This is a genomic window from Labrenzia sp. OB1 (assembly GCF_001624695.1).
GTDB lineage: Bacteria > Pseudomonadota > Alphaproteobacteria > Rhizobiales > Stappiaceae > Roseibium.
Genome location: NZ_JSEP01000013.1, coordinates 1 through 24,705, shown reverse-complemented (window position 1 = coordinate 24,705; position 24,705 = coordinate 1). Strand labels below are relative to the sequence as shown.

Here is a 24,705-nt window from a genome sequence, read left to right as displayed (position 1 = left end):
GGGATCTCGCTGAAACTGGATCACGAACTCGGGAATGAGCATGGAACGGATTGAGTGGGACTGCTCCTCATCTTCTTCAAACGAAGGTGCAGGAAATGTGCTTCGCTTTCAAGCCTTTCGCGATGCTCCCGCATCTCGTGCTCACTCGAACACGGACAAGATGCCCGACCGCTTGGCAGGCGCTCGATTTGTCTGTTTTCGCGTTCAAACGAAAGCAGGTTGATCTAGGAAGAGCCAATCCGGTCACATGGGAATGGCTTCACCTCGCAGTGCCGGGCCGATTGACCGGTCACAAAGCCCTCTCCTCAGGCGCTTCTTCGCGAAGTTTCGCTACTGCCGATGTCATTTCGTCTTCGTTTATGAGTTCACACCCTAAGACATTTTCCCGAACAAGATCCGGTCCAGGCTCAAGGGGCCACCGCCTGCGGTCGACAGGAAGAGAAACACCAGACACAAGAGCACAGCTTCACCGCCACCGTTGAGAAGGGGAAAAAAGCTGAGTGGAGCGTGGGTTATCGAATAGCAGGCCGCCATGGTTCCCGAAGCGAGAAAGCATGCGGGCCGGGTACACAGCCCCACCGCGATCAGAAATCCGCACGCCAGTTCGATCACACCGGCGATGCCGCTGGCGCTCATCGCCAATGTTCCGGAGATTGGACTATGAGGAATGTGCATGAACTTGCTCGTGCCGAACTGTAGAAAAACAAGACCGGCGACAAAGCGCAAAAGACTTTGCAGATAGGGTGTCATAGTGTCAGAAATGCCCATGTAAACCTCTCGCGGGCTTGGCACGAATCACAACGGCGATACTACTTATGATAGAAAAATAATGCACGCATTAAATTTTGGAGTCCAATATTTCTTTATTTTCATAGATTTGAAAATACAACTTGAATTCCTGGTTCTGGCGGAAGGGATGCGACCGCATTCGTGAAAAGTGTGATGTGACGGCATTGACTAAAAACTGGCTCCGGCTGAGACTTTCCGCATTGTTTTTAGAAAAAGCTGGACATTTCATGGGATTTCCCGCCGCTCGACTTTCAGATATGCATACCTGCCCCATGTGCATGGGCGTACCGGCGCCAATAGCATGGAAATGCGCATGGACCGTCCTGACGGGGAACCTGCCGCAGGCACGGGTGACGGACATGTGCGTATGCGTCGGTCCACCCCCGCCTCTTGGCGGGGACCCGATCGTCACCGGAGCCTGGAACGTCCTGGTCGAGGGCATGCCCGCGGCCAGGATGACCGACCTGACCTTGAAAGGTGGTGCGATCGTCACCGGCTTTCCCACAGTGTTGATCGGCATGCAGGGAGGTGGGGCTCCCCCCATGTCGTCCCCTGCCGGTCTCGGTGCTGCCATTGGCAACATGCTGGCGTCGGCAGGAAACGCCATCAGCGATGCCATATCCAGTGCTGTGGACGCCGTTCAAGGCGTTTTTGCCGGCCCCGCACCCGGAGCGGGCCTGCAGGACGCGGTCGACAACGTAAACCCGGAAAACAGCGTCATCAATTGCGGCAACATCATCGACGCAACGGCGGCAAGGTTGAACGGTACCGATCCGAATGCTGTAGCATCCGCGGAACGCGACGGCAGCTTTAGCGACATCGAGAACCGTTTCAACACCGATGTGGCCTGGGGGTCCGACTTCCAGAGTGCCTATGATGCTGTGGAAGCTGGCGGCGATGGTACACAGGCAATCGTCGGCATAGGCTATTCCGGCGGCGGCTCACACGTGGTGCTGCTCGCGAATGATGGTGGAACCGTCGGCATCGTGGAAGGACAGAACTGGGGCGAAGACAACCCGGCGGAGGTGATCACCGATGTGGACCGTGCGAACGAGCGCTATAACAGCGATGGCGGCAGCAATGTTGGTTGGGGCCTTGTTGGCTCAAGGGATTAGTGGTGAGGCGAACAACAACATGGATATTGTCACAGCTCAGCAGGCTGAAAAATACATCGCCGACGAAGTGTTGACGCAGTCGAGCCATGACTTTGTCATTCAGCGGGACAAGACCCTTCCCCGCCCCTTCGGCTTTGTCGTCTTTTATACGACCCGTGAATTTGTGCGCACTGGCAATCCCACGGCCCAAGTGCCCGGGGCGGGGCCGGTCATTGTCATGCGCAACGGTGAAATCGTTCCCTTGACCACCTCCCTTCCACCCGCGAAAGCCATCCAACGTTTCGAAGAAGAGTGGCTGAAGGCGAAAGGTGCTCCGAAACGCTAAAACCCCACCAGTCCCCGCTCCAGCCACTGGCTTTGCGGGATCTCGCCACCGATCTTGAAGGAAAATTTCTCGACCCGGGTTACATCGCTGTCCGTCTCGCAACGAAAGGCGACGTCGAACCACCTGCCGAGGCCTTTGAAAGCCGCCCGGCCGGGTTCCAGGACGGTACCGGGCTGCGGACGAAATGAGGGCAGCAATTCGGGGGGCGCCGGGCTCGCGACAGTGAGTTGGGCGCGCAATTCGGTCATGCAAAGAAGATTGAGCCGCTGGCCCTGCGACATGCCCCGCATGGCTGTTCTGCTGCGCGGATCGTCCAGAATGTCGCGTGAATAGAGTTCTCTGGCAGCCAGCAGATCCCTTCGCGAAGTGGTGTTGCGGCTTGCGCTCTGGCCGGCATCCTGACTGGCTGTCTCCCGGCGCGCGACAGCAGCCGGCCGGGCTGGCTTGGGCGCCGGCGTCGCGTCAGTCACAATCGGCCCGACAATTCCGAAGTCTTCCGCCCTCTCCTCACCGTTCTCGGCAATATCCCGCTCTGCGTCAGTTCCGGCTGCTTCCGGTTCAGCGACAGCAGTTTCCGTTTCCGTTTCCGTTTCCGTTTCCGTTTCGGTCTCGGTCTCGGTCTCGGTCTCGGTCTCGGTCTCGGTCTCGGTCTCGGTCTCGGTCTCGGTCTCGGTCTCGGTCTCGGTCTCGGAAGTCACCTCTTCTTCCGGTGCGGGATCGTCAAGCTCCGGAGTCTCGTTTTCCTCCTCGCTCGCGTCTGCCGCTTCTTCGACATCGGCAGCCTCCTCTTCGCCGGCGACAGTTTCACTGACGGCCTGATCCTGCTCATCCGTGTCATCGTCTTGCGGTCCGGCGTCTTCTTCGCCGAATTCGGTTACCGGCTGCACGACGGATGGCGGTGGCGGTTCCTGGATGTCCGACTGCTCCTCCTCCGGCTGCCGAGGGGGCTCGGGTGGCAAAGGCGGCTCGCTTTCCTCGGCGGCTTCCGGCTGCGGCGCTTCCGGTTCAGCTTCCGCGACTTCCGGCTCCGGAATCTCCGGCTCCGGAGCCGGCAGCTCGGCGGGAGAGACAAGCTCCACCTCAATCGGCTGGACGTCCGGAGACGGCAGGGGCACGACCAGCCAGCCGGCGAACGCCAGCGCAATGAGAACATGTATCGCCAGCGAGATCGCAAGGCCAGCGCCCAGGAAGCGCCGGTCGGAGACCTCGGCGTCTTCCATTGGCTCTTTCATATCTGCGACTAGTGCCAAATCGGCGGCCTCACGGGAGCAACGGACTTCTCGGAAATCGGACATCTGGTCCGGACCGGAACCAGTCTCGATCACCACACTGTAAACGAAAAACCCGGCGTTTCCGCCGGGTCTTTTTAACGCCTTGATCCCTCAGGCAGCCAATCAGCTGTCGAGGAACGACCGCAGCTTGCGCGAGCGGCTCGGGTGCTTGAGCTTCCTGAGCGCCTTTGCCTCGATCTGACGGATACGTTCGCGGGTCACCGAGAACTGCTGGCCGACTTCTTCCAGCGTGTGATCGGTGTTCATGCCGATACCGAAGCGCATGCGCAGGACACGTTCCTCGCGCGGCGTCAGCGAAGCCAGCACGCGGGTGGTTGTTTCGCGCAGGTTCGACTGGATGGCGGCATCGATCGGCAGGACCGCATTCTTGTCCTCGATGAAATCGCCGAGATGGGAATCTTCCTCGTCGCCGATAGGCGTTTCGAGCGAGATCGGTTCCTTGGCGATCTTCAGGACCTTGCGGACCTTCTCAAGCGGCATCTGCAGCTTTTCGGCCAGTTCTTCCGGGGTCGGCTCCCGGCCGATCTCATGCAGCATCTGGCGCGAGGTCCGCACGATCTTGTTGATCGTCTCGATCATGTGCACGGGAATACGGATGGTGCGGGCCTGGTCGGCGATCGACCGGGTAATCGCCTGCCGGATCCACCACGTCGCATAGGTGGAGAACTTGTAGCCGCGCCGGTATTCGAATTTGTCCACCGCCTTCATCAGGCCGATATTGCCTTCCTGGATGAGATCCAGGAACTGCAGGCCGCGGTTGGTGTATTTCTTGGCGATGGAAATCACAAGGCGCAGGTTGGCCTCGACCATTTCCTTCTTGGCGATGCGCGCCTCGCGCTCACCCTTCTGCACCATCGCGACGATGCGGCGGAATTCGGTGATCTCAAGGCCCGTCTCGGTCGCCAGCGTTTGGATCTCCTGACGCAGCTCGCGAACGGTTTCCTTTTCCTTCGCGATGAAGTTCTTCCAGCCGCGCGTGGAAAGATTGGCCACCTTGCGCAGCCAGTTCGGGTCGAGTTCTGCGCCCTGATACTGTTTCAGGAAGTCGGTCCGGTCGACGTTGTAGCTGTCGGCCAGACGCAGCAGCCGGCCCTCATAGCCCATCAGGCGCTTGTTGATGTCATAGAGCTGGGCAACCAGGGCGTCGATACGGTTCTGGTTGAGCGACAGGCTCTTCACATCGACAATGATGTCTTCCTTGAGCTTCTTGTAGCGACGTTCCTGGCTTGGCGACAGGGTCTTGTTCGCCAGCTTGTTTTCCACCAGCTGGTCCTGCAGGCGGCGCAGTTTCTTGTAGTTGTCGGCGATGTTGTCGAAGGTTTCCAGGACACCGGGCTTCAGTTCGGCTTCCATGGCGGAAAGCGAGACGTTGGACTCGAACTCGTCGTCGTCATCGTCCTCTTCGCTTTCTTCGGAATTCTCGGTCTCCTCGGAGGTCCCACCGGCCGGAGCCTCGGCGGCGTTGCCCTCGCCGGGCGCGACATCGTCATTGGCCACGGCCGGGCCGGCCTTGGCGTCAGGCCCCGCATAGGTCGCTTCAAGATCAATGATGTCGCGCAGCAGAACCTTGGCTTCGTTGAGTTCGTCGCGCCAGATGATGATCGCCTGGAAGGTCAGCGGGCTTTCGCACAGGCCCGCGATCATCGCTTCACGGCCGGCCTCGATGCGCTTGGCGATCGCGATCTCGCCTTCGCGAGACAGCAGTTCCACCGATCCCATCTCGCGCAGATACATCCGCACGGGATCGTCCGTCCGGTCGGCCGGCTCCTTGGCGGTGGTCGTCTTGGCCACCGCTGTGGGAGCGGCCGTTACCAGTTCGCCGGCGTCGACCTCTTCCGGACCTTCCTCGGCTTCGTCGGAATCGATCACATTGATGCCCATATCGGAGAGCATCGACATCGTGTCTTCGATTTTCTCGGATGACACCTGCTCGGAAGGCAGGACTTCATTCAGTTCGTCATAGGTGACATAGCCGCGCTTTTTCGCGGCCTTGATCATCTTTTTGACGGCAGCATCCGACAGGTCCAGCAGCGGACCGTCCGGACCGTCCGTGCTCGTTTCCTGACTCTCGTCTGCTTGCGTCGCTTTGGCTACCATATCGTGCTCCAATTCGTGGCCGGAAAGGCCACGCAGCGCCCCTTGTTAAGCTTCAAACCAAATTCGCCTCAGCGCGCCAGCATCATCTGCGGCGGCGTCTGAAAGAATCACCCTTGGGTAGGTTTGTAAGCCGTGTCCCTTAAGTCCCTATTAACCGTACCCTTGATCGACATTGTGAGAAGTCATCATCGACGAAGCACACGATCTTTTAAATTCGCATCCGTATCGCGGATAGCGAAGCGGTATTCAAACGGGTTTGCAGCATCTTTTATCAGACTATAGGCCGCAAGCAGGCTTGAAGGCTGCGGCGCGCACGAGCTGCAAAACTTCTATTTAGCTCTACGCTCACGATTCGCAAGTGTGATTCGTCATCGGTCAATTGGAAAACGCGTTTTTTCGCCCTTTCAGCCCTCAAAAAGCGGAAATTTAAATAAATCCCGTAGGTTCGGCCACTTTGCCGCCTCAATTCCGGCGCTCGCGTGACCTCGGATTTTGCTGCTGGTTTTCCAGGTCTAGCTGGTGGCGACTGCCGCCACGGGCGGCGCGGTCCTGATTTTGCGGGCCCGCTCAGCAAGGTCCGCCTCGTCGCGGGTGCACTCCTCGCGCCGCCGACTCAGATCCTGGGTCAGCGCCTGAATGCGCGTCCAGGCCTGTTCATCCAGATGTTCGTCTGCCCCGGCAAGCTCAGAGGCAAGCTCCGCTTCCAGCGCATTCAACTCCATGACGTCCAGGAAATGCACAAAGGCCGCCTCGACGAAATCCTCGGGCGGATTTGAATTCAGCAGCGGGAACCGGTGGTTCAGGGCTGAAAACTCGGCCTGCCTCTGCTCCTGAAGACCGATTGTCTCCAGCATCATCTCTGACATGATGTTCTTGAGCGGCTCATCCACGCCGCTTGTCAGGTCGCTCACCGGTGTTGTTTCCAGATCGTCGACGATCCGGCAAAGCACGTCTCGCAACTGGGTGTGCAGCTCATTGACGAAAGGCAGCCCCGAAAAGCGCTCGAAATTTCGGTCCAGCAGATGCGGATAGCGCATACCCACACCGAGTATCAGGCGCTCTATCCCGAAATCGTCACTTGTGGCGACCCGCTCGCGCGCCTTGCCGGGGAGCCAGAAACTGTCATCGCCTTTCTTGGCCCCTTGCCCTCCCTGCCTGTTCTGCCGCGCCTGCTCGAAAAACAGATTGGACAGCTTGAATCTGACGTCGAGCTGATACCGCCGGCGAACCCGTTCATCGCGAATGGTGCCGATCAGATCGTCAAACCGTTTTTCAAGAGCCGCCTTGCGCTCCGGCGTGTCCAGACGAGAGACGGAAATCTCGCGGTCCCAGACCACGTTGAACAGCGACTGCGCGCTGCCGACTTCCGCATCAAAACCGGCCAGACCATGTTGTTTGATCAGATCGTCCGGGTCCATTCCGTCCGGAAGGAAGCAGAACTGAAAGGAAAACCCGCTTTTCAGAACCGGGAAAATCCGGTCGATCGACCGGTGCGCCGCAGCTGTTCCCGCCGCGTCCCCGTCAAAACAGATCACCGGTTCGGGTGCGAATTTCCACAGCCGCAGGATCTGATCTTCGGTAAACGCCGTTCCCAGGGACGCCACCACGTGCCGGACACCCGCCTGCCATAACGCGATTGCGTCAAGATACCCCTCAACGACAACCGCCTCGCCGGATTTGAAGGCCGGCTCGCGTGCCCTGTGGGCATTGAACAGCATGACGCCCTTGTGAAACAGCGGCGTCTCCGGTGAATTGAGATACTTCGGCTGTCCGTCCGGTGAAAGCGTGCGCCCGCCAAAGGCGACCACCCGGCCCCGATCGTCCTGGATCGGGATCATCAGCCGCCCTCTGAACCGGTCGTAGGCCGGCCGGCCGCCCTCCGGCCGGATCAGCAGCCCGGCCTCGATCATGTCCGCTTCCGGAACATCCCGCGCGGCAAGATAGGCCTTCAGGGCATCCCTGCTGTCGGGAGCGAAACCGAACCGGAATTCCTGAAGCGTCTCGGGCGCAAGTCCACGCCTGGCGCAATAGGCACGGGCCGCCTCGCCACGCGGACCCTGATATTCGTTTTGAAAAAACCGTGCGGCCATTTCGCAGATTTCGGCGAGCCCTGCACGCTTCTTCTCGCGGCGAGCCGCCTGCGGATCCGGCGCGGGCAATCCGACGCCTGCCTGCTCGGCAAGCCGTTCGACGGATTCCGGAAAGCTCAGGCCCTCGGTTTCGCACAGGAAGGTGAAATGGTCTCCGGAAGCTCCACAGCCGAAACATTTGTAGCGGTTACGCCGGTCGTCGACATGAAAACTCGGGCTTTTTTCCTGATGAAACGGACAACAGGCCCAATAGTCGCCCTTGCCCGGCTGCGTCTTGCGCCTGTCCCAGCTCACGCGACGGCCGACGACTTCCGACAGGGTCAGCCGGGCGCGGATTTCATCGAGAAGACGCGGTTCAAAACGCATGAAACTTGCACTATCCAGGGTTCTGTGGATACGGGCAGCCCCTGACGGCGCGACAAGCGCCGCAGGACGGAGCGTAAGACGTTAATAAATAGAAGGTCCGGACCGGCTATGCCAGTCCTTCAAGAGATCTTCTGGATGACCTGTTGATAGACGGCAGAGCGGATCCTGAAAGCCGGTGTCACGGCAATCCCGGTCGCACGGCCGGAAGCGCGGAGGAAATGGCTCCCTGGCCTAGCCCTTGCCCGCGTCCTTTTCTCCGTTGCCGTCGGTACGCAGCATGTCTTTCATCAGACAGGAAGCCTGGACAAAATCCATCTTGCCGGGATGACGGGTTTTCAACTCGTTCATGCAGCGGCCGATATCGCGCAGACCATGGGCATCGATGTCCTTGACGGTCTCTTCGCACAGTGTTCGCATTTCGTCTTCACTGAGCTGTGCAGGCAGGAATTCGCGAATGATATCCTGCTCGACGCGTTCCTGTTCCGCCAAATCGAGCTGCCCGCCGCTTTCGAACTCAACTGCGGAGGCTTCCCGCTGATGGACCATTTTTCGAAGTATTTCAATTACTTCACTTTCATCAACGCCGTCCTTGCCGTGGTCACGTGCAGCAGCTTCGCGGTCTTTCACCGCGGTCTGGACGAGACGCAAGGTCGCGCAGCGGCGTTTGTCGCCTTCTTCCCGCGCCGCCTTCAAGGCAACATTGATTCTGTCGCGCATTGCTTCGCGCATGGTTTACCCTACCCCTGTCGCACTGAGGCTCCGGGCGCTTGCACGCCCTTTGTGATTGCTCAGCCAAGCTGTTGAATTTTAAAGATCTTTTTTCGCAGGATCATTATTGACGATCCCAGCCGCTTCCCATAGAGTCTCGCGCTTGATGCAGACGGCCAATCGCAGGCACTTTACAGCCTGCCCCAGACGCCTTTCCTGCAGCGCATGATGTCACCAACAGACTCTGGAAACAAGACATGACGATTGCAGACGCATGGTCTGAGACCCCGGCGACCGCCCTGCTTGTGCTCTCCGACGGCAGTATCATCGAGGGGCAAGGCCTCGGCGCCACCGGACAAGCCGTTGGTGAGATTTGCTTTAATACCTCCATGACCGGATATCAGGAAATCCTCACGGACCCTTCCTACTCCGGTCAGATCATAACGTTCACTTTTCCCCATGTCGGCAATGTCGGTGCCAACGATGAGGACATCGAGACGGTCAACATGGCCTCCGACAGCGGGATCCGCGGCGTGGTGCTGGCCGCACATATCACCGATCCGGCCAACTACCGGGCAACGAAACATCTCGATGCATGGCTGAAAAGCCGCAACCTGATCGGCATCAGCGGCATCGACACACGTGCCTTGACGGCTCTGATCCGTGAAAAAGGCGTGCCGAACGGCGTCATTGCCCATTCTCCGGACGGACAATTCGACCTGGAAAGCCTCAAAGTCGCCGCGGCCGCCTGGCCTGGCCTTGTCGGCATGGATCTGGCGAAGGATGCCTCCACCACCCAGTCCCATCCCTGGTCCCAGACGGCATGGAAATGGGAAGAGGGATACAGAGAGTCTAGAGGCGGCCGGTTCAAGGTCGTTGCAATCGACTACGGTATCAAGCGCAACATCCTGCGGCTGCTGACCGAAGCCGGCTGTGAGGTTACCGTCCTACCCGCGACAGCCACAGCCGAAGAAGTTCTCGAGCACAAGCCGGACGGTGTCTTCCTGTCCAACGGTCCTGGAGATCCGGCTGCCACCGGCACCTATTCCGTTCCCATGATCAGGGATATCGTTGAAAAAGGCGTGCCGACATTCGGCATCTGCCTCGGGCACCAGATGCTGGCCCTGGCGCTGGGCGGCAAAACCCTGAAAATGCACCAGGGCCATCACGGCGCCAATCATCCGGTCTTCGATCACACCACAGGCAAGGTCGAGATCACCTCGATGAACCACGGATTTGCGGTCGATGCCGAAAGCCTGCCGGAAAATGTCGCGCAGACCCATGTATCCCTGTTCGACGGTTCCAACTGCGGACTGGCAATGAAGGATAAACCGGTGTTTTCCGTTCAGTATCACCCGGAAGCCTCTCCGGGGCCGCGAGACAGCCATTATCTATTCAAGCGGTTCACGGACATGATGGAAACGGCCGGAGCGTCCTGAGCTCCTTTCTGGTGTGTTGCTCCTGAGAACCGCGTGCACACTGTCCGGAGGCTTCAGGAGCGATGAAACCGTTTTCGTGTCGAAACATGCGAAAACGGTTTGGTCCTCGCCAGGCTGACCGGGAAACCGGCGTGTTTCAATCAAAGCACTCCACACGAAGAAAACCCCAGGACGCGGAAGCAGCCTGGGGTTTGTTCATCCGTTGTCGTGTCAGGTCATTCAGACCAGAGTATCAAAGACAGTCAGGATCTCGACCACCTCGGCAACCTGCTCATCAAGCATCTGCTTCTGTTCGATCAGAATTTCGTGCTGATTTTTGCAGATCTCCTGGATCTCCTTGTACTGGTCCTTGCGTTTGGTGTTGCTTTCGACCAACTTGATCACTCTACGGATCTCGGCGAGCGTAAGACCAATTTTCTTGGCCTGAAGGATGATACGCATCCTGGAAACGTCTCGCGCACCGTAGAAACGTCGAGCGCCTTTACGGACAGGATTAAGGAGACCTTTTTCCTCGTAGAAACGTAAAGTCCGAAGCGTTACTTCAAACCGCTCCGACATCTCCGATATCGCAAGCGCGGGGTCATCCGATACGACTTCCTGCCCCGGTCCAGCTATATCCGGAACAGCGACCATGTTGGTAGCTAGATTGTTCATACTCTTTAGCCCGATCTTGTCTTTTTTTGTTTCAAGTCTGGCTGGGTCTTGCAACACCCCCGAATTCCAGGTCCCACCACCCGGTCCTCAGGTCCCACTTGCACCGCAATAACAGCCTTCGCAGCTCGAAGCGCATAGTCTACAGCTTCACAAGCCTCCATACACCACACTCAATGGAGACTAAGCATTAGACTAATACACCGGATCAACAGTTAAAATCTACGCAAAAATTGGATTTATTGGAGATCTTTCGGGACAACGTTAGTTTAACACACACTAAAACCCGACCTCCATCAGATAGTTCCTGCAACTATAACAACTAATAATATACCAAAACGCTCGTCATAGCCTATAATATTAATTATCGATAATTTAAAGCAAGCAAATATACTGGTTGGAAATATGATGTTCTGTTTCAGGTTTTCTTGACTTCACGGCACCCTACCTGAGGAAAATACTTTATTTTCTCGCGCCCAACACTGACAATTATTACAGTACTCCACAAACGCCGGGAGTGTGTGTGAGCGACCATCGGTTGAAATACTTTTACAACAACCGCCAACAAAAATAGAAGAACTCAAAGAATACGCGTATTGCGTGCATAAATTCTCACATCTAAAAGCTGTGGAACGTTAATTTCACCCCCGAGAAACCCGAATTCAGGCTCTTGGCGGGTCGTGCCGTTTACCCAAACCGGCTTCGGGTAGCACCGTCGAGGGCCCCGGCACTACGAAAGAAGCTTGCAGTTACGAGAGTGTTCTCGCCCGGTGAGTGCCGCCCTGTCTGAGCGCCAGACCCTATAAAAAAGAGCACATTGTGCACTTCACGATTGACAACCGCCTGTGCAGGTTATTTCTGTCAGGTTTGTCGGCCCGTGCACTGCCGACTGTGACCGCAAGGAACCAGGTTACCCCGGAATATCGAGAAATATGGCCGAATCTAAATCAAAAAACCCCGTCCCCGGCATGACTCCGCAGCAATTCCGCCTCTGGCGCCGGACGCTGGGTCTGAAGCAAAAGGACGCTGCCGACCGCCTCGGACTGAAGAAACGCATGATCCAGTATTATGAAAAAGGCAACCGTGACGGCCGGCCGGTGGAAATCCCGAAATCCATTCGCCTTGCCTGCTACGCCCTTTCGGAAGGAATCGGCGATTTTGATGGCCAATCAACCCAGCCGCTGACGACAGATTCAGCCGAAGCTGACTGAACTTTTCTCTCCGAGCAGGAAAACAGCGCCTCTTTGGCCTGCCGGGGTTTCCTAGCGCTTCGCTTTTCCCTATAAGACGCGCTCAGCCAACACCGTCATTCACTTCAGACCCGAGCCAGACCGAATAGCGGGCCCGCTAATCCGGATTGGCCGCCACGAGCCGCGAGCCGAGATGCCCAAACGCACAGATATCTCTTCCATCCTGATCATTGGTGCCGGACCGATTGTCATCGGTCAGGCCTGTGAGTTCGATTATTCCGGCACCCAGGCCTGCAAAGCGCTGCGCGAAGAAGGTTTTCGCATCATCCTTGTGAATTCCAATCCGGCAACGATTATGACCGATCCGGATCTCGCAGACGCCACCTACATCGAGCCCATCACGCCGGAGCTCGTGGCAAAGATCATCGAGAAGGAACGCCCCGACGCGCTTCTGCCAACCATGGGCGGCCAGACCGCGCTCAATTGCGCGCTCGATCTTGAAGAGATGGGGATACTTGAGAAATTCGGCGTCGAGATGATCGGTGCGCGGGCGGATGTGATCGAAAAGGCCGAAGATCGGGAAAAATTCCGCGCCGCGATGGATGTGATCGGCCTGGAAAACCCGCGCGCCGCCATCGCCTCCTCACCAGCCATTCGTGACGAAAACGGCAGGATTGTCGGCTATGACCGCAATGCTGGCTACCTGGAAGCGATGCGCGCCATTGACGAAATCGGCCTGCCGGCCATCATCCGGCCCGCCTTCACGCTCGGCGGCACCGGTGGCGGCGTCGCCTATAACCGTGAAGAATTCGAAACCATCGTCCGCTCCGGGATCGACGCCTCGCCTGTCGGCCAGGTCCTGATCGACGAGAGTCTGCTCGGCTGGAAGGAATACGAGATGGAAGTGGTCCGCGACAAGGCGGACAACTGCATCATTATCTGCTCGATTGAGAACGTCGATCCGATGGGTGTGCATACGGGCGATTCGATCACCGTCGCTCCGGCACTCACCCTGACGGACAAGGAATACCAGATCATGCGCGACGCATCGATTGCGGTGCTGCGCGAAATCGGTGTCGAGACCGGCGGTTCCAACGTCCAGTTCGCGGTCGATCCGGAAAGCGGCCGTCTCGTCGTGATCGAGATGAACCCCCGCGTGTCACGCTCTTCCGCCCTCGCCTCCAAGGCCACCGGCTTCCCGATCGCCAAGATCGCGGCCAAGCTCGCCGTCGGCTATACGCTCAATGAGCTGGAAAACGACATCACCGGCGGAGCGACCCCGGCGTCGTTCGAGCCAACCATCGACTACGTGGTCACCAAGATCCCGCGTTTCGCCTTTGAGAAATTCCCCGGTTCCGAACCGACGCTGACCACGGCGATGAAGTCCGTCGGCGAAGTCATGGCCATCGGGCGTAATTTCAACGAAAGCCTGCAAAAGGCGCTGCGTGGACTGGAGACAGGCCTCAACGGCCTGGATGAAACCGAAATTCCGGGCCTCGACCAGGGGGACGACAGGAACGCCCTGCGTGCGGCGGTCGCCGTCGCGACACCAAGCCGTCTGCTCAATGTCGCACAGGCCATGCGCTTCGGCATGAGCACCGACGAAGTTCATCAGGCCAGCGGCATCAACACCTGGTTCCTGGAACAGATCGCGGATATTCTGGCCATGGAGAGCAAGGTCCGCAATATCGGTCTGCCGAAGGATGCCGAGAATCTGCGCAAACTGAAGGCAATGGGTTTTTCCGATGCCCGCCTGGCAAGCCTTGCGGGACTGGACGCCAACGACGTGGTCAGGTTGCGTGAAGAGCTTGAGGTCCATCCGGTCTACAAACGCATCGACACTTGCGCGGCGGAATTCGCCTCACCGACAGCCTACATGTACTCAACCTATGAAGCCCCCTTCATGGGCGTACCGGCTTGCGAGTCCAATCCGACCGGCAAAAAGAAAGTGGTCATTCTCGGCGGAGGTCCGAACCGGATCGGCCAGGGCATCGAATTCGACTATTGCTGCTGTCATGCCGCCTTCGCCCTGGAAGATGCCGGCTACGAGACCATCATGGTCAACTGCAATCCCGAAACCGTATCCACCGACTATGACACTTCGGACCGGCTCTACTTCGAACCGCTGACAGCCGAAGACGTGCTGGAAGTCATCCGCAAGGAAAAGGAAAACGGCACCTTGCACGGCGTCATCGTCCAGTTCGGCGGCCAGACGCCGCTCAAGCTGGCGCAGGCGCTCGTCAAGGCGGATGTGCCGATCCTCGGCACCTCCCCGGACATGATCGACCTTGCGGAGGACCGGGACCGGTTTCAGAAGCTTCTCGTCAAGCTGAACCTGAAACAGCCGGAAAACGGCATCGCCTATTCGGTCGAACAGGGCCGTCTGATCGCCGGACAGCTCGGCCTTCCGTTGGTTGTCCGCCCGTCTTATGTCCTGGGCGGCCGCGCGATGCAGATCATTCGCGACGAGGAAGCGCTCAATTCCTACCTTCTCGGCACTTTGCCGGAGCTGGTTCCCGGCGAGGTCCGCGCCAAATATCCCAACGACAAGACCGGACAGATCAACACGGTTCTCGGCACCAACCCGCTGCTTTTCGACCGCTATCTGGACGGCGCCATCGAGGTTGACGTAGATGCGCTTTGCGACGGCAAGGACGTTTTCGTCTGCGGCATCATGGAACACATCGAGGAAGCCGGCATTCACTCCGGTGACAGTGCCTGTTCCCTGCCGGCCTTCTCGCTCCAGGAAGACATGATCGAGGAACTCAAGCGCCAGACCCGCGCCCTGGCGCTGGCACTGGAAGTCGGAGGCCTGATGAATGTGCAGTTCGCCATCAGGGACGGCGAGATCTATGTTCTGGAAGTGAACCCGCGGGCCTCCCGGACCGTGCCCTTCGTCGCCAAGACCATCGGCGTGCCGGTCGCGAAGATCGCCAGCCGGATCATGGCTGGTGAAAGCCTCGCGTCCTTCGGACTGACGGAGAAAAAGCTGGACCATATCGCAGTCAAGGAAGCCGTGTTCCCCTTTGCCCGTTTCCCCGGTGTCGACACGATCCTCGGTCCGGAGATGCGTTCAACCGGCGAGGTCATGGGCCTAGACACAGCTTTCGGCAAGGCGTTCGCGAAATCCCAGCTCGGCTGCGGCACCGGTGTGCCGGATCATGGAACGGTGTTTGTCTCCATGCGCGATGAGGACAAGGCGGGCGTCCTGGACGCCGTGCGCAGTCTGGAAGCCGCCGGTTTTCAGATCATCGCAACCGATGGCACGCAGAGGTACCTGGAAAGCAACGGGATTGCGGTGAAGAAAATCAACAAGGTGCTTGAAGGGCGCCCGCATATCGTCGATGCTATCAAGAACGGTGAAGTTCAGCTCGTCTTCAATACGACGGAAGGGGCGCAGGCCATCGCCGATAGCCGGTCAATGCGACGGGCAGCTCTCCTGAACAAGGTGCCATTCTACACGACGCTGGCCGGATCTGTCGCTGCGGCCAAGGGCATTGCTGCCCACAAAGCGGGAAGCCTTGAAGTAAGACCTTTACAATCCTACTTCGGCTAAGTCTAATATACACGCGACCGGCCGGGAAAGCGCACCTTTCCCGGCTTGGTTTGTTTTTGAAGCGTGGTCCTCAGGAAGGGGGACCCAATAAGCTGAAGGTCTGAGACCCATGGAAAAAGTTCCGATGACCTCCGCCGGGTACAAAATGCTTCAGGATGAACTGAGGCAACGTACAACGGTTGAGCGTCCGCGCATCGTAGATGCCATTTCTGAGGCGCGTGCGCATGGCGACCTGTCGGAAAATGCAGAATACCATGCCGCGAAAGAAGCCCAGAGTCACAACGAGGGCCGCATTGGCGAGCTGGAGGACAAATTGTCCCGGGCGGAAGTCATTGACGTGACCAAACTCTCCGGCGACATCGTCAAGTTCGGCGCGACGGTTTTCCTGATCGACGAAGATACGGAAGAAAAAAAGCACTACATGATCGTCGGCGACGTTGAATCCGACGTGAAGCAGAACAAGGTATCGATTTCCTCGCCGATCGCCCGCGCCCTGATCGGCAAGACCGTCGGCGACAGCGTTGAAGTGTCCGCACCAGGCGGGTCTCATTCCTACGAGATCGTTGAAGTGAAATTCGGCTGACCAACCTGACCTTGTCCGGTCGGATATCTCCGATCGGTGTCTCCGGGATCAGGGTGGCCTCTTTGTCAACTCGCGCAAGCTTGCCCTTTGACGCCTGCCGGCCACCCGTTAAGGTAGACCGATATGTGTCGGAGGGCATTTGATGGTTTTCAACGTTATTGCGGTCTGGCTATTGGTCGCGGCGATCCCGCTGTGGATCTATCGCTGGATTGTCTATTCCAGGTTGAGCGGCGCTGAGCGAGGGATTTTCAAGCGGCTTGTCTCTCGAAGGAAAGAGCGCGCCATCGGCTTCGCGTTGCGCATATTCGGCTTCCTGGCCGTTTTCGCCGCGAGCGTGATCATTGTCGTTTTCGGTCTTCGCTACCTGAAACACGGTACACTTCCGCTTGATCCCTACAGGGAGATCATTCGCAGCCGCGTGTATTCCGGTGTCGAGCCGGTCGATCAGGTGTTGGATACGTTCCACTATGATCAGTTGCTGCCGGTCGCGATCCTGACCACGTGCCTTTTGCTGAGTATTGCCTTCACACTGGTCGCGGCCGCACTCCGGGACATTTCCCTGATCGGCCGGCTACGGCGAAAAATTCACAATGTCACACAGCGGACCGGCCAAGTTCTCAGCTAGGGCGTGTCGCGGTGAAGCAGCTTAACGGGTGCTGGAAGACGCTCGAAACAGCGTTCGCATTGCAAATGCGTTCAGGCGATTTCCCGGACTCAATTTAACGCGACACACTCTGAAAATATCCAGCGACTTCAAAATCAGTCAATCGATGGGTACGACCGGTTCGTATTTGGTCCGGCGGATGGTCAGCGCCGTACGGACGCTGTCCACATTCGGCGCGGCAGTCAGGTCGCGGATCACGAAATTCTGGAAGGTCTGCAGATCCGGGGCAACGCATTTCAGCAGAAAATCGACTTCGCCGGAAAGCATGTAACTTTCCCGCACCAGAGGCCATTTCTGCACCGTCTCCTCAAAGGCGATCAGATCGGCCTCGGTCTGACTGTGAAGCCCGACCATCGCGAAGGCCGTGACATCGTAGCCGAGCTGCTTTTCATCCAGCAGTGTCCGGTATCCCAGAATGAGACCGGCATCCTCCAGCGCCCTGACCCGGCGCAAACAGGGCGGTGCGGAAATGCCGACGCGCCTTGCCAGTTCAACATTGGTCATCCGGCCGTCGTCTTGCAGTTCCTTCAGGATCTGCCAGTCAATGGCATCAAGCCGCGCTTTCAAATCTTTCTCCTTCAAACTCAGCTTGGCCAGACCGGCTTTCCTGCGGATCTGTGTGAAAGCCGGTTGAACTAAATGTGGGTTGTTGCCACCGAACCGGCCCGGGCGTCTTGCAGGATAAGAGAATCCCGAGCTAACGTATCCTGAGTGTCGGATTATGATTTTTTGCGCGTTTGTGCAAGACTATAACAAAATCACGCACGATCTCGAAACATTAGGTTGGGGAACCTCGCCAAAAATGACGAGACCGCTCGAGACTGCCCCTTCCTCTGTCTGGATCCTGACCGATGGCAAAGCCGGCGACCTCGCCCAGTGCACCGGCGTCGCGGACGCCTTGAACTGTCCCTGTGAAGCGCGGCTTGTAGCCCCGCGACCTCCCTTTTCGTGGTGGCTGCCTTTCGGCCCGACCGACCCGCGGGAGCGGGAAGGAAGACCGGGCAGTCCACTCGCCCCGCCCTATCCCGATATCGTGATCGCCTCGGGCCGCCGCGCTGTCGGTTATCTGCGCCGCCTCAAGCGGATCTCCCGGGGCCGCACATTCACCGTCTTCTTGAAGGACCCGCGCACCGGAGCAAATACAGCGGATCTGATATGGGTTCCCGAACACGACAAGCTGCGCGGGCGGAACGTTCTGGCGACACCGACTTCGCCTCACGGTTTCCCGGCCGCAAAGCTGGCGAAACTGCGAGCGCAGACGGTTCCAGAAATCGACGCCCTCAACCGGCCCCGGGTCGCGGTGCTGATCGGCGGGGAAAGCCGTCATCACACTTTTACCGAAGAGGACCAGAACCGGTTGTTGAACGGGCTGCGCCGGATCGCGCGCGATGACGGTGCCGCTCTCATGATCACCGCCTCCCGCCGGACGCCACCCGGCCTCGCTTATGGCCTGGCCAGTCTGGCGAAATCCGGAGGACACCTGTACTGGACGGGAGAGACTTCGAACCCGCTCGGATTTTACCTTGCAAAGGCCGATGCCATTGTCGCCACGGCGGACTCCACCAACATGATTGGCGAGGCCGCCGCCACCGGAAAACCGGTTCATGTGTTCCATCCAAGCGGCGGTCACGGCAAGATCACCCGGTTTTTGGACACATTAAGGCAACTCGATGTCACTCACCCCTTTCCAGGTCCGCTGAAAACCACTACCTACGACCCGATTGACGCAACGCCCTTGATCGCAGAACGCATTCTTGCCGACTTTGCGGCATCGCGGCTGCAGGGCAATGCCCCCCTGGCCGGCTGACGCTGGCAGCACCGGCCCGGGACAGATCAAAGCGTAAGGCTATAACAGGAGAAGATGCGCTTCATGAGCACGCAACACAGCAAACTTCTGATCATCGGCTCCGGTCCGGCCGGATACACGGCGGCAATCTACGCGGCCCGCGCCATGATCGAGCCGACGCTGGTCGCCGGAATTCAGCCAGGAGGTCAGCTGACCATCACAACCGATGTCGAAAACTACCCGGGCTTCGCGGATCCTGTCATGGGCCCCTGGCTGATGGAGCAGATGCAGAAGCAGGCCGAGAATGTCGGCACCAAGATTATCCACGACACCATCGTCAGCGCGGACCTCAGCCAGCGGCCGTTCCGGCTTGAGGCCGACAGCGGCACGACCTTCACGACAGACACGCTCGTCATCGCCACCGGTGCCCAGGCCCGCTGGCTGGGCCTTTCATCCGAACAGGACTACATGGGCGCCGGCGTTTCCGCATGCGCGACCTGCGACGGCTTTTTCTACCGCAACAAGGAGGTTGTCGTGGTCGGGGGCGGCAATACCGCTGTGGAAGAAGCGCTTTACCTTGCAAACCTGGCAAGCAAGGTCACACTGGTACACCGCCGCGACAGCTTGCGGGCCGAGAAGATACTGCAGGACCGCCTCTTCCAGAATCCCAAGATCGAGGTGATCTGGGATCACCAGGTCGACGAGATTCTTGGCGGCGGCATCCCCAAAGCCGTGACCGGCATCCGCCTGAAGCATGCCACCACGGGTGAATTGCGTGAAGTTTCCACAGATGGTGTCTTCATCGCGATCGGCCATGCTCCGTCCGTGGAGCTCTTCAAGGATCAGCTGAACCTGAAGCCGAACGGATACCTGCAAACAGCACCGGACTCGACCAAAACCTCCATTCCGGGGGTCTTCGCCGCAGGTGATGTGACCGACGATATCTACCGCCAGGCGGTCACCGCGGCCGGCATGGGCTGCATGGCGGCCCTTGAAGCGGAGAAGTTTCTGGCCGAACATGAAGCGGCATCCACACGACAGGCGGCAGAATAGGCCGCAGACGTCCTCCGGAAGGGGCTCGCATGGACTGGGACAAGCTACGTATTTTTCATGCGGCCGCTCAGGCGGGCAGCTTCACCCACGCGGGTGACACGCTGCACATGAGCCAGTCAGCCGTCAGCCGGCAGGTCAGCGCACTGGAACAGGATCTGGGCGTAGCCCTCTTCCACCGCCATGCGCGCGGCCTCCTGCTGACCGAACAGGGCGACCTGCTCTACAGAACCGCCAGCGATGTCATGATGAAGCTGGACGCGGTGCAAACCAGCCTCACCGACAGCAAGGAGAAGCCCTCGGGCGCGCTGAGGGTCACAACCACGGTCGGCCTTGGCTCGACCTGGCTCACTTCGCGCATCAAGAACTTCATCGATCTTTATCCGGACGTGGACCTGCACCTGATCTTCGACGACGATGAGCTGGACCTAGGTATGCGCGAAGCCGATGTCGCCATCCGCCTGCGCCAGCCTACTCAGCCCGATCTCATTCAACGCAAACTGTTCACGGTGCATTTTCATGTCTATGCCGCGCCGGAATATCTGCAGCGCTTCGGGGCTCCGGTTTCCATCGAGGATCTGGACAACCACCGCATCATAACGTTCGGAGAACAGGCGCCCGCCTACCTGCGATCCATGAACTGGCTGGAGACCGCCGGGCGCGCGGCAACCAATCCGCGCCGTTCCGTACTCAAGGCCAACAACCTTGTCGCCATCAAACGCGCCGTCCAGTCAGGTGTCGGCATCGCCATCCTGCCGGACTATATCATCGACCAGGGGACGACCCTGGTTCCGCTCCTGACGGAACAGGAAGACAAGGTGCCCATATTCGACACCTATTTCGTCTACCCGTCAGAACTGAAGAACACGGCCCGTGTCACGGCCTTCCGTGAGTTTCTGCTCACCAGCGCGGAAAAGTGGGTTTACTAGAGTTCGGGTTGGCAACACACCGCATTCGCAGGAACGCGATATGCTTCAGGCCGATCACGCCGGGTGATCCGGTCAGTCATCCGCATCCTTCTTGCCGTGACGCCCCCTGAATGCATTTTCGATTGTCTCGAAACTTTCCCGCGTTTTGGCGAGACCGAAATGATAGGCTTGGCTCATGTTGATTTCGGGCGGGACAATGAGCGCCTCAGGGTCAACCACGGCGTTGATGACCGTGGGCAGATTGTTGCTGAAAGCCTCTTTGAGCGCTGACTGCAGGCTGTCGTAACTGTCGGCGCGAAGCCCCACACCGCCGCAGGCCTTGGCGAATGCGACAAAATCCGGATTGACGAGATCGATGGAATGCTCGGGCAGTCCCTTGCCTTCCTGTTCCAGCGCGATGAAGCCGAGCTTCTTGTTTTCAAGGATCACCACGGTGATCGGCAGCTCGTAGCGCACGGCTGTGACGAAATCGGCCATCAGCATGGCGAACCCGCCGTCGCCGGCGAGCGCAACAACCGGCCGGTCCGGAAACTTGAGCTGGGCGCCCAGCGCACCCGACATGGCGAATGCCATTGTCCCAAGGCAGGCGGAAAGCACGAACCGCTGGCCGTCGTGTACCTGCAGATGTCGGGCGGACCATGCGGTCACCGTACCCGTGTCGCACAGGAACACGGCATTTTCGGGCGCCAGATCGCCGACCGTCGCCAGAACCGTCTGCGGTTTCAAAGGCGTATCCGACGACGTTTCCTCCTTCACCCAGCTTTTGCGTTCCTTTTCGTGAATCTCCCGGATACTTTGCCGGAAGCCCTCGGAGGATTTGTCCGTAATCAGCGGAACAAGGGCCTTCAGCGTCGATCCGACATCGCCATGAAGAGGCACATCGATCGTCGTCCGCTTTCCAAGTTGCCGGATATCCCGATCGACCTGAATCGTCTTCGCCGACTTCGGATAGAAATCGACATAAGGGTAATCTGTCCCCAGCATGATCAGGCAGTCGCACCCGTCCATCGCCTTGGAACCGGCCCGCCCGCCGAGAAGCCCCAGTCCGCCGACACAATCGACGTGACGCTCGTCAATCCAGTCCTTGGCCCGCAGCGTGCGCACGATCGGTGCCTTCAGTTTCGCGGCCAGTTCCAGAATGTCATCCTTCGCCTCAGCGCCACCTATTCCGGCAAGGATCACGGGCTTGGACGAACCGTTGATCATATCGGCCGCCTGCCGCAACGCCGTGTCCGCCGGAGTGATCTGTGACTGAGCTTTCGCCAGTTGCAGGTTGCCCGGGATGAAGGGCACCTTGCGGCCTGCAATGTTGGTAGGCACGGAAATATGCGCCGGACCGCGTTCGGACAAGGCCGCCTTGATGGCTTCAAGAAGGATGCCCGGCAGCTGCCCCGGGTCCATCACCGTCTTGGAATAGACTGCAACGTCGGAAAACAGGCGTTCGGTATCGACTTCCTGATGATAACCCGTGCCAATGAAATCGGTTGCCACCTGGCCGGTGATTGCGATGACCGGTGCCTTGTCCATCTTGGCATCGTAAAGACCGTTCAGAAGATGGATCGACCCACCGCCCGCAGTCCCCATGCAACAGCTCAGCTCTCCTGTCAGCTTGGCCTGTGCCGAGGCGGCGAAGGCTCCGGCCTCTTCGTGACGGACAAGAACGAAATCCATGTCGGAGCGATTGTGAAGCGCATAGGTAAAGTCGTTGATTGCATCTCCGGGAATGCCGAAAACCTGACGCACGCCATGTTGATAAAGAGCTTCAAGAACAAGTTCGGCGACGCGCATGATTTTCTCCCATAAAACTAATTTGCAACTCCGTTACCTGCCCAAGAAAGGAATCACTTGAAGACAGATTAGAGGATATTAACGCGTCGAACTGAGTTGTCTGCGTCCTTCTGTAATTAAAGATACGTACCTATCCGCGAAACAAAGGCTATGAGAAAATAGAGCCAACACCTGCACGGTTCAGCCAATGGGCCGATTCTGGGAAAAAGGCACCCTCGCTTACCCAGCGTAGATGTACACAATGCGAGCACGCTCTGGGATTAGAATTATCATCCCGACACGTCCATACGCGTAATATGCCCCCGATGAGAAAACGGCTTCGTCCACCATCTGAGCCACATCGCGATCGACACGAATTAGGGCACCCAGGTAGCGTGTCACGCTTGGGCAATTGTAGTGATATCCGTTTGATTCCGGACTATCGGAACAGTTTTCAGGAGCCGCCCATTTTTCATTGGCAGGTATGGGAGTTGATTTCCAATTTCGATATCGCCCCTGCCAACCACTTCGACCATTCGGCGGCATATTCTCGAGCCAATCCAGTCCACCGCTCGCCAAGTGCTGTTTGGTCTTGACCGGCATATCAAAAACTATGATTCCCGCCTCCTTTCCACCGGGACCAAATCCCCAGCTTTCCTCCAAGGCGTAATCCACCCACCAAACATCCATCGCGTCTGGAACGAACTTCAAGTAGTGTCGGTACAGGGAAAATTCCCATGCGGAATATGCGGCTAGGAATGCCGCAATAACTGAGAAAATTATCTTCATACTAGAAACCCAGGTGAGGATCTTGGCTCGCAACCGCTTCAGCCAATGGATTCATGGGTGATGTGCATTTTCTCCCAAAACCATTCTGATATTTTGTCAAATACTACCGTTGAAACATGGTCTTTGTGAAAGCAATAGAGGGCGCGAGGGCATATCCCGTGGCTATTGGCAAGGGCCACTCTAGCCCACCTTCGTTCGATCTCCTGACCTGCCTCCCGACGGCCCTGACCAGGAGTTCCTCGAGCTGATCGATGAACGGACGGTGATAGAACTGAACCTGCACGGTCCCGTCCCTCTGGTTGATTGTCTCGATGGTCCGGCGCTGGTTCTTCCGGAACACGATCTCGTCGATGTACCGCTGAAGATGGCGCTTACTGAGCTGGTTGTAAATACCCAGCTGCGTCCGCTTCAACAGGGCCGCGATGCCTTCGACCGTGTTGGAATGGACGTTGCCCCGGGCATACTGCTTCTTGCCGTGAGTAACTGTGTCATGATCCTTGAAGGCGCGAGCCGCCTTACCGATTGCCTTGTCGTCGTCGGAAATGATGTGGGCGTCGGGCGAAATGAACCGACCCATGAAGCGGCCGATCTGTTCACTGTTGGCTGACGACGACAGGAACGCCGCCTTGACGCGTCCCCCACGCTCCGCGGCTACGGCTACCTCCGGCCGCGTCGTCGCTTTTCCGCGCGGGCGATAGACGTGTTTGTATCGCGGATCCAGGTTCTTTCTCGGCCGCCCACCCATGTAGGTCGTGTCGACCTCGACGATCCCGTCGAGCAGACTGTCCCGGTCGTCCATCATCTCCCGGATCGCGTGCGCCATCTTCCAGGCCGTCGGCTGCCGGACGCCGATCTGCTTCGCCAGCATGACGGATGAGATGCCCTTTGAGGATATGAGCGTCACGTAGAGCGCCTTCAGCCAGGTGCGCAACGGCAGCTTGGTGGCGTGCATCGGGGTTTTCGTCGTAACGGTGAATTGCCCCCGGCAATGCCGACACTCGAACAGACCGTCACGGGACGAGCGTCCCTTTTTCCGGAAACGCCAGACATCCAGGGAGCCGCAATGAGGGCAGTGCGCGCCGTTCGGCCAGACGAGCCGCTCGAACAGGCTCCGCACAGATGTCTCCGTCGGATACGTCCTTTCCAGCCATTCCAGCCATTCCAGGCTGTCCTCGCGCGGCTCTCTCTTCGCAACCATTGTCGCCTCCAAAAAACGGGCGACTTATACCAAACGACAAAATTCAGGACCGATGCGCCCAGTCACGCATTCCGATTGACATGATTTTCCATGGCTGATCGATGAGCGTGTTCCAGGCCCGGCAGCACAGGTCGACGATCTGGTCGTAGTCCTTGAAGACCCGGTTTGAGAGCCAGTTTTCTCGCATGTACTGCCATAGGTTTTCGACAGGATTGAGTTCGGGAGATCGGGGTGGCAAAGGCAAGAGTGTGATGTTGTCCGGGATGGCGAGCTTGTTTGACGTGTGCCATCCGGCCTGATCAAGGATGACCACGCCATGGG

General features: G+C 58.3%; 21 protein-coding genes. 10 read left to right on the top strand and 11 right to left on the bottom strand.

Annotated features, from left to right (window positions below):
• Positions 1 to 372: 372 nt before the first annotated feature.
• Positions 373 to 768, bottom strand: coding sequence for a DoxX family protein (locus OA90_RS17225; RefSeq protein ID WP_068414668.1), 396 nt, complete (start codon positions 766 to 768; stop codon positions 373 to 375).
• A gap of 248 nt (positions 769 to 1,016) precedes the next feature.
• Here OA90_RS17225 and OA90_RS17220 point away from each other — a divergent pair, with 248 nt between their 5' ends.
• Both OA90_RS17220 and OA90_RS17215 read left to right on the top strand, forming a co-directional pair.
• On the top strand, positions 1,017 to 1,904 hold the full coding sequence (locus tag OA90_RS17220) for a PAAR domain-containing protein (protein WP_156510545.1): 888 nt from the start codon (positions 1,017 to 1,019) through the stop codon (positions 1,902 to 1,904).
• The gene (locus OA90_RS17215) at positions 1,870 to 2,229 is read left to right on the top strand and encodes a YrhB domain-containing protein (protein WP_199823751.1); all 360 of its coding nucleotides are present in this window, start codon (positions 1,870 to 1,872) and stop codon (positions 2,227 to 2,229) included. Before OA90_RS17220 ends, OA90_RS17215 begins: the two co-directional genes overlap by 35 nt.
• Here the strand turns inward: OA90_RS17215 and OA90_RS17210 are convergent.
• The 4 genes from OA90_RS17210 to OA90_RS17195 all read right to left on the bottom strand — a co-directional run bounded on the left by OA90_RS17210 (position 2,226) and on the right by OA90_RS17195 (position 8,791).
• Positions 2,226 to 3,449, bottom strand: coding sequence for a DUF930 domain-containing protein (locus tag OA90_RS17210; protein ID WP_068414659.1), 1,224 nt, complete (start codon positions 3,447 to 3,449; stop codon positions 2,226 to 2,228). The two genes, OA90_RS17215 and OA90_RS17210, sit on opposite strands and share 4 nt — an antisense overlap.
• A gap of 174 nt (positions 3,450 to 3,623) precedes the next feature.
• On the bottom strand, positions 3,624 to 5,618 hold the full coding sequence (rpoD, locus tag OA90_RS17205) for an RNA polymerase sigma factor RpoD (RefSeq protein WP_068414656.1): 1,995 nt from the start codon (positions 5,616 to 5,618) through the stop codon (positions 3,624 to 3,626).
• A 512-nt stretch (positions 5,619 to 6,130) separates the two neighbouring features.
• Positions 6,131 to 8,074 (bottom strand): DNA primase, encoded by a 1,944-nt coding sequence (dnaG, locus tag OA90_RS17200; RefSeq protein WP_068414653.1) that lies wholly within the window; start codon positions 8,072 to 8,074, stop codon positions 6,131 to 6,133.
• A gap of 231 nt (positions 8,075 to 8,305) precedes the next feature.
• Positions 8,306 to 8,791, bottom strand: coding sequence for a GatB/YqeY domain-containing protein (locus OA90_RS17195; protein WP_068414982.1), 486 nt, complete (start codon positions 8,789 to 8,791; stop codon positions 8,306 to 8,308).
• A gap of 248 nt (positions 8,792 to 9,039) precedes the next feature.
• Here OA90_RS17195 and carA point away from each other — a divergent pair, with 248 nt between their 5' ends.
• Entirely contained in the window at positions 9,040 to 10,221 is a 1,182-nt protein-coding gene (gene carA / locus OA90_RS17190; RefSeq protein WP_068414650.1) for a glutamine-hydrolyzing carbamoyl-phosphate synthase small subunit, read from the top strand.
• Positions 10,222 to 10,440: 219 nt separating this feature from the next.
• Here the strand turns inward: carA and OA90_RS17185 are convergent, their stop codons facing one another.
• Positions 10,441 to 10,875 (bottom strand): MerR family transcriptional regulator, encoded by a 435-nt coding sequence (locus tag OA90_RS17185; RefSeq protein ID WP_068414979.1) that lies wholly within the window; start codon positions 10,873 to 10,875, stop codon positions 10,441 to 10,443.
• Positions 10,876 to 11,804: 929 nt separating this feature from the next.
• On the opposite strand from OA90_RS17185, the gene OA90_RS17180 reads away from it, so the two are divergent.
• The 4 genes from OA90_RS17180 (at position 11,805) to OA90_RS17165 (ending at position 16,826) form a co-directional block, all read left to right on the top strand.
• Positions 11,805 to 12,083: a helix-turn-helix transcriptional regulator gene (locus OA90_RS17180; protein ID WP_199823750.1), complete on the top strand. Its 279-nt coding sequence runs from the start codon at positions 11,805 to 11,807 to the stop codon at positions 12,081 to 12,083.
• 172 nt (positions 12,084 to 12,255) lie between these two features.
• The gene (gene carB / locus OA90_RS17175; RefSeq protein WP_068414643.1) at positions 12,256 to 15,618 is read left to right on the top strand and encodes a carbamoyl-phosphate synthase large subunit; all 3,363 of its coding nucleotides are present in this window, start codon (positions 12,256 to 12,258) and stop codon (positions 15,616 to 15,618) included.
• A 109-nt stretch (positions 15,619 to 15,727) separates the two neighbouring features.
• Positions 15,728 to 16,201, top strand: a complete 474-nt coding sequence (gene greA / locus OA90_RS17170) for a transcription elongation factor GreA (protein ID WP_068414640.1) — start codon at positions 15,728 to 15,730, stop codon at positions 16,199 to 16,201.
• A 142-nt stretch (positions 16,202 to 16,343) separates the two neighbouring features.
• Entirely contained in the window at positions 16,344 to 16,826 is a 483-nt protein-coding gene (locus tag OA90_RS17165) for a hypothetical protein (protein ID WP_068414638.1), read from the top strand.
• A gap of 138 nt (positions 16,827 to 16,964) precedes the next feature.
• Here the strand turns inward: OA90_RS17165 and OA90_RS17160 are convergent, their stop codons facing one another.
• Positions 16,965 to 17,432, bottom strand: coding sequence for an Lrp/AsnC family transcriptional regulator (locus OA90_RS17160; protein ID WP_068414976.1), 468 nt, complete (start codon positions 17,430 to 17,432; stop codon positions 16,965 to 16,967).
• Between the two features lie 235 nt (positions 17,433 to 17,667).
• Here OA90_RS17160 and OA90_RS17155 point away from each other — a divergent pair, with 235 nt between their 5' ends.
• The 3 genes from OA90_RS17155 (at position 17,668) to OA90_RS17145 (ending at position 20,630) form a co-directional block, all read left to right on the top strand.
• Positions 17,668 to 18,672: a mitochondrial fission ELM1 family protein gene (locus OA90_RS17155; protein ID WP_068414635.1), complete on the top strand. Its 1,005-nt coding sequence runs from the start codon at positions 17,668 to 17,670 to the stop codon at positions 18,670 to 18,672.
• A gap of 63 nt (positions 18,673 to 18,735) precedes the next feature.
• The gene (gene trxB, locus OA90_RS17150) at positions 18,736 to 19,704 is read left to right on the top strand and encodes a thioredoxin-disulfide reductase (protein WP_068414973.1); all 969 of its coding nucleotides are present in this window, start codon (positions 18,736 to 18,738) and stop codon (positions 19,702 to 19,704) included.
• Positions 19,705 to 19,733: 29 nt separating this feature from the next.
• A complete protein-coding gene (locus tag OA90_RS17145) occupies positions 19,734 to 20,630 on the top strand; it encodes a LysR family transcriptional regulator (RefSeq protein ID WP_068414632.1) in 897 nt (298 codons plus the stop codon).
• 72 nt (positions 20,631 to 20,702) lie between these two features.
• Here OA90_RS17145 and OA90_RS17140 read toward each other — a convergent pair whose 3' ends face one another.
• The 4 genes from OA90_RS17140 to OA90_RS17125 form a co-directional block, all read right to left on the bottom strand.
• A complete protein-coding gene (locus OA90_RS17140) occupies positions 20,703 to 22,418 on the bottom strand; it encodes a thiamine pyrophosphate-dependent enzyme (protein WP_068414629.1) in 1,716 nt (571 codons plus the stop codon).
• 219 nt (positions 22,419 to 22,637) lie between these two features.
• Positions 22,638 to 23,186 carry a hypothetical protein gene (locus OA90_RS17135; RefSeq protein WP_156510543.1) on the bottom strand — a complete coding sequence of 183 codons (549 nt, stop codon included), beginning with the start codon at positions 23,184 to 23,186 and terminating at the stop codon, positions 22,638 to 22,640.
• Positions 23,187 to 23,289: 103 nt separating this feature from the next.
• Entirely contained in the window at positions 23,290 to 24,384 is a 1,095-nt protein-coding gene (locus OA90_RS17130) for an IS1595 family transposase (protein WP_068414621.1), read from the bottom strand.
• A 43-nt stretch (positions 24,385 to 24,427) separates the two neighbouring features.
• The coding region (locus tag OA90_RS17125; protein WP_199823654.1) for a transposase at positions 24,428 to 24,705 on the bottom strand (278 nt) is incomplete at its 5' end.